The organism is Actinomadura rubrobrunea NBRC 15275, assembly GCF_001552235.1.
Lineage (GTDB): Bacteria > Actinomycetota > Actinomycetes > Streptosporangiales > Streptosporangiaceae > Spirillospora > Spirillospora viridilutea.
Genome location: NZ_BCQU01000010.1, coordinates 34,845 through 47,293, shown reverse-complemented (window position 1 = coordinate 47,293; position 12,449 = coordinate 34,845). Strand labels below are relative to the sequence as shown.

Genomic DNA, 12,449 nt, shown 5'->3' with positions numbered 1-12,449 from the left:
GCCGTCCCTCACAGGTGACAGCCACGCCGACGCGTCGCGAACGAGGGCAATCTGCGTCACGCGTGCGTTTCGACGTGGCTCAACGCGGGCGTCCCGGCATCCCAGATTGCCGAGCGGGCCGGCCACAGTGTTGAGGTGCTGCTCAAGATCTACGCCAAGTGCATCGTCGGACAAGACGAGATCCCGAGCGCCGCGTCTCCGACGCCCTCAACGGCGGATGACCTCCAGCGTCGGTCCTCGTGGGACCGTATTGGGACGATCACCTGGTACTGGACGGTCACGTCGAGTGCGGTAGCGGGCTCGACGAGTGGGGGCGCTGGGGCCGCCGCCGTCTGCGCTCAGCGACGGGGAGGAGCCGACGTGTGTTCCGAACCGATGCGGACAGACGTGGACCGTGCAGCTGACTGCTCCCGGCGTGGGAACGCATTGGGAATGATCAACCGCAGTCAGCCGCATCCAACCGCATAGAGCCGCATACAGCGATGAGCCCCTGGCCAGCGTTTGTGCTGGTCAGGGGCTTCTTCTGCCTGGTGATGGTGGCGCCCCCGGCAGGATTCGAACCTGCGACACCCGCTTTAGGAGAGCGGTGCTCTATCCCCTGAGCTACGAGGGCCTGTCGCTCGTCGCAAGAGCGTAGCGGACAGCACCTACAGAGTAGGGGAAGCTGGGAGCGATCGCGCCCCCTTATCCATCCCCACTAGGTCGGATCGGGGGGTAGCGGTACGCTTCGGTCCCGTGACGGGACGGCATCGTGGTGGACCAAAGGCGAAGGATGCCGGGACGCGGCGGCCGCGCAGGCCCCTCCTCGTCGGTGGCGGCGTCGTCGTCGCGGTGATCGCGGCGATCAGCGTGGTGGCGGGGGTGCGCCGCGACGCGCCGCCGGCCCCCGAACCGCAGACCGCGGCGGTGAAGTCGTCCCCGGCGCCGTCGGTTCCCATCGATCCGACGATCGGGGAGTACGTGGCGCCGCGGCCGACGCCGACTCCGACGCCGGCGCGGAAGACCGTCGTGTCGCCCCGGCCCCGGTCGACCGCCTCGCCGTCGCCGCGGGAGCGGCGGCGCAAAGCGCCGCGGACGCGGGTGTGTCCGCCGCGCTGGTCGGAACATCCGTTCTTGCGCGAATGGTGTAAAAGGAACGGTTACCGCATTCGATGAGCCTGGTTGCGCCCGGTTCTTCGGTGAAGCTGTAGTAGCGTTCCTGGCGCTGATCCCCGCTTCAGGCATCAGGAGGAATCCGACGTGCCAATCCCTCGGTCGGCGGCGCTGACCGCGGTCTTCCTGGTGATGTTCGCCCTGGTGGGCGCGCCGCACGCGAGCGCCGCCACGCGCCAGCGCGACACCGTGGAAACACTGCGCCGTGAGGCCGCCAAGGCGCGCACGGAGCTGGTGAAGGCCACCCGGCAGATGAAGAGCCGCAGGAAGGAGCTGGCCAAGTCGCAGGCCAAACTGCGGGAGACCCTCAAGGATCTGGCCGCGGCCGAGGCCGAGCTCAACGAGATCCGGCAGCCGGTGGCCCGGTTGGCCAACGCGTCCTACCAGCAGCCGGGGGCGGGCGGGACGATGTCCATCTTCGGACCGGGAGACGTCGGCGACGGGCTGCGGTCGACGGCGGACATGGCCTACATCGCCGGCGGGCGGCAGGCGCTGGTGCGCCAGGCCGACGAGTTGCAGCAGCGGCGGCAGCGGCTGGCGTCGACGGCGCAGGAGCTTCAGTCGCGCAACGCCGTGGAGCAGACGAAGCTGGAACAGCAGATCCAGAGTCTGCGGTCCAGGTCGGAGCAGCTCACCAAGCAGCTCACCGCGATGCTCGACCAGATCCGCGCCGACCGTGAGAAGCGGCTGAAGGCGATGTGCCCGCAGAACCTCGCCGCGGGGGCCCGCAGGTTCCCCAACGGGCTGATCCCCTCCCAATACCTGTGCCCGCTGCCGCAGAAGGGTGAGCAGCTGCGGGCGGACGCGGCGCTGGCGTTCTACAAGCTGAACGACGCCTACAAGGCGCGGTTCGGACGCGACATGTGCGTCACGGACTCCTATCGGAGCCTGGCGGAGCAGCATCGGGTGTACGCGGAGCGGCCTGGATTCGCGGCCGTCCCCGGCACCAGCAACCACGGCCGCGGGCAGGCCGTCGACCTCTGCGGCGGCGTGCAGATCGCGGGTTCGGTGCAGTTCCGCTGGATGGAGGCCAACTCCCGAAGGTTCGGCTGGTTCCACCCCGCCTGGGCCTACAGCAACCCGTTCGAGCCCTGGCACTGGGAGTACGGCTCCGAAGACGGCTGACCGACCGCCGGGCAGCGCGGGGATGCCCTGCGGTTCGAGGCGGTGATGGCCGGCATCAAGGGCGCCCGCCCAGGACCAGGGAGTCCCCGGGCCCCGGCCCGAGGCGGGTGCGGGCCGACAGAACCTCTTTCTCCCGGGCGATCCGTGCCCGCCTGCGTTGGCGTGGTATCGCCGCCGCGAGTCCGGTCCCGGCCGACTAGGCCGGGCCCCGGCGGCGGGGCGGCCGCGGTGGTCGTCCGCCTGGCTTCGATCCGGTCGACTGCCGGGGCCGTCATGCTGTGGAGTGCGGGATCAGCCGTCTCGAGCGGGATCGGAACGTGGCCACCCGCTGCGACAAGCTCGCCGTCCGCTGCCGGGCCGTTTTGGAGGTCACCGCCATCAACGAACGGCTCCACCTGCTTTGAGAGACGCCCTAGTTCGGGCTGTTGATGGTGATGGAGAGTGAGGGGCCTGCTCCGGCCAGGGCGGCGGCTTGTGTGCGGTCGGCGGCGAGGACGACCAGTGCTCCCTCCTCGGCGGACGGTGTCTTCGGCACCGCCACCACCGGCACCGAGGAGACCACCGTGCGGGCGAACGGGGCGTCCGGGGACGGCGGTGCGAGCACGTCGATCCGGTCGCCGGGGCGCAGCAGGCGCGCCACGCCCGCGTCCGCGATGCGGATGGGCGCCGCGACCGTGCCGGCGCCGTAGCCGCGCAGCAGGCCGCCGGTCAGCAGGCGGGCGTCGGTGAGCGGCTCGCCGCGGCGCATCGGCCCGGCGAGGGTCCGGCCCGCGGCGTCGGAGCGTAACGCCCCGGCGGGCACGGCGTCGGGCGGCAGCGCCACCGGGCGCACGTCGTCCGGGCGCAGGACCGTGCCGGCGGGCAGGTCGCGGGCGGCGGCGAGGACCCGGACGGCGGCGGGCGGTGACGGCCGCAGGGCCAGGAGCCCCAGGCCGGTGGCGAGCGCGGCCGACAGCGCCGCCACCGGACGCCGGAGACGGGCGGAGCGTGCCGTCACGGCAGCTCCAGGGGCAGTTTCATGCCGTCGAGGACGTTCGGGCAGGGGCAGTCGCGCTCGGCGGGGAGTGCCTGGACGAGATCGGCGACCAGACCGCGCAGCCGGTCGATGTTGGCGGCGAAGACGCGCAGGACCTCCTCCATCGTCACGCCCTCGCCCTCCTCGACGCCGGCGTCCAGGTCGGTGACCAGGCACAGCGGCGTGTAGCACAGGGCGAGCTCGCGGGCCAGCACGGCCTCGGGATGGCCGGTCATGCCCACCAGCGTCCAGCCCTGCGCGGCGTACCAGCGGGACTCGGCGCGGGTGGAGAACCGCGGGCCCTCGATGACGACGAGGCTGCCGCCGTCGACCGGCTCCCAGCCGGCGTCGCGGGCGGTCGCGACGGCGGTGCGGCGGCCCGCCGGGCAGTACGGGTCGGCGAACGACACGTGCACGGCGCCGCCCTCGTCGTAGTAGGTCTGCGCGCGCCCGGACGTGCGGTCGACGAGCTGGTCGGGGACGACGAGCGTGCCCGGGCCGTGCGCGGGGACGAGCGAGCCGACCGCGCTGGGCGCCAGCACCCGGCGGACGCCGAGGGAGCGCAGCGCCCACATGTTGGCCCGGTAGGGGATGCGGTGCGGCGGGAAGCGGTGGTCGCGTCCGTGCCGCGGGAGGAAGGCGACGCGGCGGTCGCCGAGCACGCCGAGGGCGATGCGGTCGCTGGGCGCCCCGAACGGGGTGTCGACCTCGACCTCCTCGACGTCGTCGAGGAAGGAGTAGAAGCCGGAGCCGCCGATGACCGCGATCTCGGCGGCGGGCTCGGAGGCGGAGGAGTGCGAAGGCGGTGTGGACATGCCGCCGACACTAGCCATCCGCGTCGGCCCTCCGGGAGTCCCGTCCCGGGTTGTGGATGAGCGGCGGGACGATCTTCGGGAGGCCGGTCATGGCGAGAGGGGCCCGGCGTGACGCCGGGCCCCTCGTCGTGCGGCCAGGGGCGTGTCAGCCCACCGGGTCCAGCAGTTTGCCGGTGTCGGGCTCGGCCGGGGCGGAGCTGCGCCGTCCCAGAGAGCTCGGGAGCCAGATCCGGCGTCCGAGCTCGTAGGACAGGGCGGGCAGCAGGAGCGACCGGACGATGAGCGTGTCCAGCAGGACGCCGAACGCGACCACGAAGCCCATCTCGACCATGCTGACGAGCGGCAGGGTGGTCAGGGCGGCGAAGGTGGCCGCCAGGACCAGCCCGGCGGAGGTGATGACGCCGCCGGTGACGGTGAGGCCGCGCAGCACGCCGCGGCGGGTGCCCAGGGCCTGCGACTCCTCCCGGACGCGGTGCATAAGGAAGATGTTGTAGTCCACGCCCAGCGCCACCAGGAAGATGAACGCCAGCAGGGGGAAGCCCGCGTCGGCGCCCTCGAACCCGAACACGTGGCGGAAGACCAGCGCGCTGGCGCCCAGCGAGGCGAGGAACGACAGCACCACCGTGGCCATCATCAGCAGCGGCGCGACCAGGGCCCGCAGCAGCACGACCAGGATCAGCAGGACCACGGCCAGCACGATCGGGATGATCACGCGGTTGTCGCGGTCGGCGGCGCGGTTGACGTCGACGGTGATGGCGGTGGCGCCGCCGACCTTGGCGTCGGCGCCGGGGACCGCGTGCACCGCGTCCCGCAGCCGGTCGACGGTGCGCTGGGCGGCCTTGCTGTCGGCGGGGTCGCGCAGGGTCGCCTCGTACTGCACCAGCCCGCCGGCGGTGACGGGACGGCTCACCTCGGCCACGCCGGGCGTGGCGGAGACGGCGGCGGCGACCTGCTGGGCCGCGGACGCCTTGGCGATGACGATCGCCGGGGCGCCCGATCCGGCCGGGTAGTGCCGGGCGACGGCCTCCGCGCCGACCACCGAGTCGGGCTTGTCCACGAACTGGCCGGCGTCCGACAGTCCCTGGGCCCGCAGCGAGCCCAGCCCGAACAGCAGCGCGACCAGGCCGACCGAGGTCACGGCCCAGATGGTCCGGGAGCGGCGGCCGACCAGCCCGGCGATCCGGTTCCAGACGCCGTGCTCGGCCTCGTACGCCTCCGGCGCCAGGTACTTGGCGTCGTAGCGGGGCACCAGCGGCCAGAACAGCCACCGCCCGAAGATCACCAGCAGGGCGGGCAGCAGGGTGGTCATGGACGCCAGCGCGGTGATCACGCCGGCCGCGACCACCGGCCCGAGGCCCGCGGTGGAGTTCAGCTCCGCGACCAGCAGGCACAGCAGGCCGATCGCGACGGTGGCGGCGGACGCGATGATTGCGGGGGCGGCGCGGTGCAGCGCGAAGGCCATGGCCTCGTGCCGGTCGGCGTGCCGGTGCAGCTCCTCCCGATAGCGGGCGACCAGCAGCAGCGCGTAGTCGGTGGCCACGCCGAACACCAGGACGGTCAGGATGCCGGCGCTCTGCCCGTTGACGGTCAGGTCGGCGTAGCGGGCCAGCAGGTAGACCACCGCCTGGGCCAAACCGAGCGCGACCAGGGCGCTGAGCACGGGGACGATCCACAGCACCGGGCTGCGGTAGATGATCAGCAGCAGGACGATCACGACGAGCCCGGCGGCCATGAGCAGGAAGCCGTCGATCGTCTCGAAGACCTTGAACATATCGGCGCCGCTGCCCGCGGGTCCGGTGACGTGCGCGTTCAGTCCGGGCGGGCCGCGCTCGGCCAGGTCGCGGGCCTGGTCGACGGCCTTGACGACGTCCACGTCCGTCAGCGGCACCAGCGTCTGCAGGGCCTTGCCGTCGCGGCTGGGGAACGGTCCCTGCGGCTGCTGCGCCCCCGGCAGCTTGGCGAACGCGGCGACGTCGGACCTGGCCTTGGCCTGGTCGGCGGCGGTAATGCCGGACGACCGCTCGTAGATGATCACCGCGAGCATCGTCTCGTCGTCGCGGAACCGCTCCTGCAGCGAGACGACCTGGGTGGACTCGGCGCCGTCGGGCAGCCAGGCGGCGGCGTCGTTCTCCTCGACGTCGCCCAGCCTCCCGGCCAGCGGGCCGAGCGCGGCCAGCAGCACCACCCACAGCGCCAGCACGACCCATTTGGTGCGCCGTCCGGCGATGAGTGCGGCGAGTCTGCGGGCGACTCCTCGGCGTCCACCGGTCCCGGGGCTGGGACCGGAGCCGGCGAAGGCGTCGTTGGATGCGCTCATGACGAACTCCTGAGGGGACTTTCAAGATATATCGCGATGTGCAGGATGTCTCGGGGATGGAGAGATGTCAAGTTGTATCGCGAGTCGTCGGTGGTGGGGGCGCCGGACTTCGTCGGCGAATCCCCGTGACGTCGCCATCGTCGGCCATGAACGCGCAGGCAGTCGTCCTGCGGAGGATTCGACTGGCGCTACTTCTGGGGAAGCAGGGCAGGCGCCTGTTCCTACTTCGCGAGGCGTAGGGGAGCGCGCGGGGAAGGCGCGGGGAGGGTACGCGGGGCGTGTGGCGCTAGGCCCCGATCAGAAAGCGACGGGCCGCGAGGAGGGGCGGGGAGGTGCTTGAAGACGCGATGCCCTACCGCCCGGACCAGCGGCTCTCATGTCCTGCTCGTCCGGCGGTACGCGGGCTCGGGCAGGTGAAACAGGTGTCCCGTCGCGCAGAGGGCGGCTCGACCCGGCTCCGCCGCGCGCAGGAGGCGGCCTCCGCCTCGCGCACGAGGCGTGCCGTGCCAGAGAGCGGCCAGGACGTGCTCAGCCGATTCCCGGGAAAGCGGCCGCTTTCGGCCATGCGACCGAGTGCGACCCGCGCTTCCCGCCGGCGGTGCGTAGTGGAAGAGCCGGAGGACCACTGGGGTGGGGGACGCATAAGGCCGCGTGGAAGTACCGCCTTCTACGACGCGGCGGCCCTCGATGGGGCTGCACCAGGACCGCGTCGAACGCAGCCCCGCCCCCGTGGTCTCGCTGAGCCTGGGTGACACCGGACTGTTCCGCCTCGGCAACACGCCGCGCTACGGCGTGGAGGGCGGTCGCGCCATCACGCCCTGACGGGCGCAGAGAACGGGCGCGTCACGCCCGAGCGGTGAACGGCCAAGGCGGAGAACGGCGCGGCATGCGGATGTGCGTCCGAAGGATCATGAACGGCGGGTGCGGCTCCGGAGACCGGCCATGATCCTTCGGATCGGCGCGTCCGCGGGCGGGTCAGGCGACCTTGCTCGACGACGAGGAGGACGAGGAGGACGAGCCGCTGGAGCTCGACGACTCGGACCCCGAGGAGCTCTTGGAGTCGCTCGACCCGGAGCCGTTGGAGGAGCTGCGTCCCGATGAGGAGCCGGAGCTGCGGCTGTCGGTCCGGTAGAAGCCGGAGCCCTTGAAGATGATGCCCGCGGCGGAGAAGACCTTGCGGAGCCTTCCGTTGCAGGACGGGCAGTCGGTCAGCGCGGCGTCGCTGAACTTCTGCACGACCTCCAGAGGCTCGCCGCACTCGGTGCAAACGTACTGATACGTCGGCACTGTTCCTCCTCGCTGACTCAGCCCGGTTGCGCGGGCTGGCACTCACCTAGAACGACTGCTAATGGTACCGGTGCGTAGAACACGGTTTGCGCACGACCTGTTCCCGCAGGTCGCAAGCCTTATCCCGCAGGACGGTCCCGCGGCGGGCGGCCGTACGGATTCTTGCGGCGGGATCGCGCAGGGGTAGGGAGCCTACGGACGAGACCCGCTGAGCGGCGATCGCGGGCCAGGGGTCTAGGGGGACGCAGACGAGGTCTCCTGGGCGGCGATCAACGGCGAGGGGTGCGGCGGACAAGATCATGCGCCCGTCTCGCCGAACCAGCCGGCCAGCTTGCCGCGGCGGCTGACCGCGCGCAGGCGGCGCTCCGTGGCCTCCCGCACGGCGGTGGTCGCGACCACCAGCAGGGTGTCGCCGGCCTGCAGCGGCGTCGTCGGCTCCGGGACGAAGCTGGACCCGTTGCGGACGATCAGCGTGACCGAGGCGCCCGGCGGCAGCCGCAGCTCGAAGATCTCGACGCCGTTCAGCAGGGAGTCGCGGGGGACCCGGACCTCCAGCAGCTCGGCGTGCAGCTCCTCCAGCGGGGCGGCTTCGACGTCCAGTTCGCGGGCCTCCTCGTCGCCCTTCAGCCGGCACAGCCGGGCCGCCAGCGGCAGCGTCGGCCCCTGCAGCAGGGTGAAGACGACGACGATGTTGAAGACGATGGAGAACAGCCGGTCGGCGCCCGCCACGTCCTCCACCATGGGGATGGTGGCCAGCACGATCGGCACGGCGCCGCGCAGGCCCGCCCAGGACGCGAACGCCTTCTCGCCCAGCGTCAGCCCGAAGCCCCACGTCGACAGCAGGACCGACAAGGGACGGGCCACCAGCAGCAGGATGAATCCGGCGACGAGGGCCGGAACGATCTGCGCGGGCAGCTCCTCGGGGGAGGCCAGCAGGCCCAGCATCACGAACAGCCCGATCTGGGCGAGCCAGGCGATCCCCTCGGCGAACCCCCGGGTGGCGGGGCGGTGCGGCAGACGCGCGTTGCCCAGGACCAGCGCGCTGACGTACACGGCCATGAAGCCGCTGGCGTGCAGGAGAGTGGTCACCCCGTACGAGCCGATGGACAGCGACAACACCGCGAGGGGGTAGAGCCCGGACGCGGGCAGGGCGATCTGGCGCAGGGCGTACGCGCCCACCCAGCCGATGAGCAGGCCCAAGGCGGCGCCCGCGGCCAGCTCGTACACCATCATCCCCACCAGCGAGGCCACGTTGGGCATGCCGGTGTGGGTGCTGAGCCAGACGACGACGATGATGACGGGGGCGTCGTTGAACCCGGATTCGGCCTCGAGCAGTCCGGTGAGCCTGGACGGCAGCGGAAGGCGGCGCAGCACGGAGAAGACGGCGGCCGCGTCCGTGGGGCCCATGACGGCCCCGAGGAGGAAGGCCAGGCGCCAGTCCATGTCCAGCAGCCAGTGCGCGGCGACCGCCACCACGAGCACGCTGATCAGCGTGCCGAGCGTGGAGACCGACAGCGCGGCGGGCACGGACGGCCGCACGTGGCGCCAGTTGGTGGTGATGCCGCCCTCGGCCAGGATCAGGACCAGCGCGGTCAGGCCCAGGATCTCCGCCAGTTCGGCGTTGTCGAAGTCGATGCCGACGGGTCCGGACTCGCCGAGGAACAGGCCGATGCCCAAATACGCCAGGAGGGTCGGCAACCCCGCCCGGTGGGACAGCCGGACCGCGATGATCGCGATGAGTATGAGAGTCGCGCCGAAGAGTAGCCAGAGATCGAGCCGCACATCCCTCCCCGGGTCGCGAAGTTAAGATCGTCGCGATCCTACCGTTTTATGTGCTTCGCGCAGTCAATGAACTCGGGCGGCCCAGATGTTCTGGAGTCGGCCCGCGTGTCCGAAGACGTGCCCCACCGGCCTGTGTCCTGCCCTCGCGATCATCACTTAACCGGCGCTTGGGCCGCCGTATTCCTGGGCGCGACCCGAGGCCGCCCGCGGATGTGTCGCCAGCGTACGCCGTCAGCGCCGTTTGACCAGGGGGTCCACGTCGTTCACGACGTTGGACACGGGGCGTCCGGCCAGGACGGCGGCCATGTTCTCCTGCACGACCGACACGATGGCCAGCTGCGCGTCCCTCGTCGCGGTGGCCGAGTGCGGGGACAGCAGCACGTTCTCGTGCCTGCGCAGGGGACTGTCGGCGGGCGGAGGCTCCTCGTCGAACACGTCAAGCGCCGCGCCTTCCAGCTGCCCGGATTCCAGGGCGGCCAGTACCGCGGCGTCCGGCGCGATCCCCCCGCGCGAAGCGTTCACCAGCAGGGCTCCCCGGGGGAGGCGGGCGAGCCGTTCGGTGTTCAGCAGTCCGCGCGTCTCCTCGGTGAGCGGCAGGGCGACGACGAGGATGTCGGACGTGGCGAGCAAGTCGTCCAGGTCCCGGTAGACGGCCACGGCGTCCGGGCGCCGCCGCCGCGACCAGTACGACACCGTGCACCCCAGCGCCTGGAAGAGCCGCGCCGCCTCGGCGCCGATCGCCCCGTAGCCCAGGATCCCGACGCGCTGGGCGCGCAGTTCCCGGCCGCCCCGCGCGAGCATCTCCTTTTGCGGCCACCCGCCCTCGCGGACGCGCCGGTCCGCCCAGGCCAGGTGACGGCACAGCGCGAACGCGGCGGCCACCGTCCATTCGGCCACCGAACGGGCGTTGGCCCCCGCCGCGTTGGCCACCGGCACGCCCGCCGCCGCGAGCGCCTTCAGGTCGAGGCTGTCGGTGCCCACGGCCGGCATCTGCACGAACGCCAGGCGGGGAGCGGCGGCCACGGCCTCGGCGTCCAACCCCAGGCGTCCGCTGAAGTCGGCCAGGACGATCTCGGCGTCGGTCAGGGCGTCCAGGAGCGCGCCTCGCTCGCGCTCGGCCGGGATGACGATCTCCGCCGCGTCGCCGAGGATCGGATCGAGGATGCCGCGGATCAGTTCCGGGTCCAGAGGGGGCAGAGCGAGAATCCGCCAAGGCTTCGTCATCTGAAGTTCTCCCTCGCGTGCGGCGTCGTCCACACCCGTCTGGCGCGCGCTCGGTCGAGTGGCCGATGTTCGGACTCGACCAGTTCGCACTTTACGCCGGGCAGGCGCGGCTGACGGACATGGGGGCGTTGCTGACGGGCGCTCCGCGTGCCGTCCCCTAGCGAGGCAGACGAACGAGGCCCGCGGACGGGGTCACTGCGGCTCGTACCCGCTGGTCATGCGGTTCGGAGGGGAGGGCATCGACCAGCTCCCCGTCATAGAGCAGGGCCACGGTGAGGATGGCCGAGCCCACCCGGGCCAGTGCGCGGTCGTACGACCCGCCGCCCCGGCCCAGGCGCATCCCTGTACGGTCCACCGCGACCGCGGGGACGAGCACCACGTCCGCGCTCGCCACGGCCTCAGGGCCGCGGGACGGTTCGGTGGGCTCCAGCAGGCCGCGCGACCCCGGAGCGAGCGACTCGGGACCTTCATACGAGGCCCAGTCCAGATCCGCGTCCGGCAGGAGACGGGGCACCAGCACGTATGCGCCCCGCTTCCACAGCGCGAACAGCAGCCCCCGGGTGTCGGGTTCGGTGCCGACCGACACGTACGCCGCGATCGTGCCCGCCATCTCCACCTCGGGGGTCGACAAAAGGGTGTCCCGCAGCGAACGCCCGGCCGCGGCGCGCGCGTCGGGGTCCATGGCGGTGCGCCTGGCCAGCAGTTCCTTGCGGCGCGAACGTTTAGGGTCGATCTGGTGCACGCTCTGGTCCTTGGTGATGACTAGGGTCTCTCTATGGCCGACTTCGTACCTGTGCAGAAGGCGGTGGTCCCGGCGGCGGGGCTCGGCACCCGATTCTTGCCCGCCACCAAGGCCACGCCCAAGGAGATGCTCCCGATCGTCGACAAGCCCGCGATCCAGTACGTCGTCGAAGAGGCCGTCGACGCCGGCCTCACCGACGTCCTGATGATCACGGGACGGAGCAAACGGTCGATCGAGGACCATTTCGACCGCGCCTACGAGCTGGAGGAGGCGCTGCGCGCCAAGGGCGACGAGGAGCGGCTGGCCGCCGTCCGCGAGTCCAGCGAGCTGGCGGTCATGCACTACGTCCGGCAGGGCGAGCCGCGCGGCCTCGGGCACGCGGTGCACTGCGCCCGCCAGCACGTGGGCGACGAGCCGTTCGCCGTGCTGCTCGGCGACGACATGATCGACGCCCGGGACCGGCTGCTCAGCCGCATGATCGAGGTGCGGCAGCAGCGCGGCGGCAGCGTCGTGGCGCTCATGGAGGTGCCCGCCGACCAGGTCTCGGCCTACGGCTGCGCCGCCATCGAGGCCACCGACGAGGACGACGTGGTGCGCATCACCGACCTGGTGGAAAAGCCCGCCGCGGACGAGGCGCCCAGCAACTGGATCATCATCGGCCGGTACGTGTGCGACCCGGCCGTGTTCGACGTGCTGGAGAAGACCCCGCCGGGCCGCGGCGGCGAGATCCAGCTCACCGACGCGCTGCGGACCCTCGCCGAGATGCCCGTCGAGGAGGGCGGCACCGTGTACGGGGTGAAGTTCCGCGGCCGCCGCTACGACACCGGCAACAAGCTGGAGTACCTGCGCACCGTGGTGCAGTTCGCCTCGGAGCGTCCCGACCTGGCGCCCGAGTTCCTCCCGTGGCTGCGCGAGTTCGTGCGCCGGCACGACGCCGCCGACGGCGTGGACGGCTCGTAGCCGCCACCGCCTCGCGCCACACTGGGGGAC

At 71.9% G+C, this 12,449-nt stretch carries 9 protein-coding genes, 1 tRNA gene and 1 pseudogene; 3 read left to right on the top strand and 8 right to left on the bottom strand.

From position 1 onward, the window contains the following. Positions 1-537: 537 nt before the first annotated feature. Positions 538-613 (bottom strand) — tRNA-Arg (locus AR3_RS04925). Between the two features lie 626 nt (positions 614-1,239). Between AR3_RS04925 and AR3_RS04920 the strand changes: the two genes are divergently transcribed. Continuing rightward, positions 1,240-2,277, top strand: coding sequence for a D-alanyl-D-alanine carboxypeptidase family protein (locus AR3_RS04920; protein WP_067909077.1), 1,038 nt, complete (start codon positions 1,240-1,242; stop codon positions 2,275-2,277). A 412-nt stretch (positions 2,278-2,689) separates the two neighbouring features. Here the strand turns inward: AR3_RS04920 and AR3_RS04915 are convergent, their stop codons facing one another. The 3 genes from AR3_RS04915 to AR3_RS04905 all read right to left on the bottom strand — a co-directional run bounded on the left by AR3_RS04915 (position 2,690) and on the right by AR3_RS04905 (position 6,424). Further along, a complete protein-coding gene (locus AR3_RS04915) occupies positions 2,690-3,274 on the bottom strand; it encodes an SAF domain-containing protein (protein WP_067909074.1) in 585 nt (194 codons plus the stop codon). Continuing rightward, entirely contained in the window at positions 3,271-4,107 is an 837-nt protein-coding gene (locus AR3_RS04910) for an S-methyl-5'-thioadenosine phosphorylase (protein WP_217998450.1), read from the bottom strand. The genes AR3_RS04915 and AR3_RS04910 overlap by 4 nt, the downstream gene beginning before the upstream one ends. 145 nt (positions 4,108-4,252) lie before the next feature. Further along, positions 4,253-6,424 carry an MMPL family transporter gene (locus AR3_RS04905; RefSeq protein WP_083950941.1) on the bottom strand — a complete coding sequence of 724 codons (2,172 nt, stop codon included), beginning with the start codon at positions 6,422-6,424 and terminating at the stop codon, positions 4,253-4,255. Between the two features lie 665 nt (positions 6,425-7,089). Between AR3_RS04905 and AR3_RS30275 the strand changes: the two are divergent. Next, positions 7,090-7,204: pseudogene (locus AR3_RS30275) on the top strand (alpha-ketoglutarate-dependent dioxygenase AlkB); the annotation flags it as partial. A gap of 195 nt (positions 7,205-7,399) precedes the next feature. Here the strand turns inward: AR3_RS30275 and AR3_RS29310 are convergent. From AR3_RS29310 to AR3_RS04890, 4 genes are all read right to left on the bottom strand, one after another. Further along, positions 7,400-7,711, bottom strand: coding sequence for an FmdB family zinc ribbon protein (locus AR3_RS29310; protein ID WP_083950940.1), 312 nt, complete (start codon positions 7,709-7,711; stop codon positions 7,400-7,402). A gap of 297 nt (positions 7,712-8,008) precedes the next feature. Beyond that, a complete protein-coding gene (locus AR3_RS04900; RefSeq protein ID WP_067909069.1) occupies positions 8,009-9,493 on the bottom strand; it encodes a potassium/proton antiporter in 1,485 nt (494 codons plus the stop codon). A gap of 231 nt (positions 9,494-9,724) precedes the next feature. Further along, positions 9,725-10,717 carry an NAD(P)-dependent oxidoreductase gene (locus AR3_RS04895; protein WP_067909066.1) on the bottom strand — a complete coding sequence of 331 codons (993 nt, stop codon included), beginning with the start codon at positions 10,715-10,717 and terminating at the stop codon, positions 9,725-9,727. 157 nt (positions 10,718-10,874) lie between these two features. Further along, the gene (locus tag AR3_RS04890) at positions 10,875-11,459 is read right to left on the bottom strand and encodes a 5-formyltetrahydrofolate cyclo-ligase (RefSeq protein ID WP_083950939.1); all 585 of its coding nucleotides are present in this window, start codon (positions 11,457-11,459) and stop codon (positions 10,875-10,877) included. Between the two features lie 33 nt (positions 11,460-11,492). Here AR3_RS04890 and galU point away from each other — a divergent pair, with 33 nt between their 5' ends. Next, on the top strand, positions 11,493-12,419 hold the full coding sequence (gene galU / locus AR3_RS04885; protein WP_067909062.1) for a UTP--glucose-1-phosphate uridylyltransferase GalU: 927 nt from the start codon (positions 11,493-11,495) through the stop codon (positions 12,417-12,419). Positions 12,420-12,449: the final 30 nt, after the last annotated feature.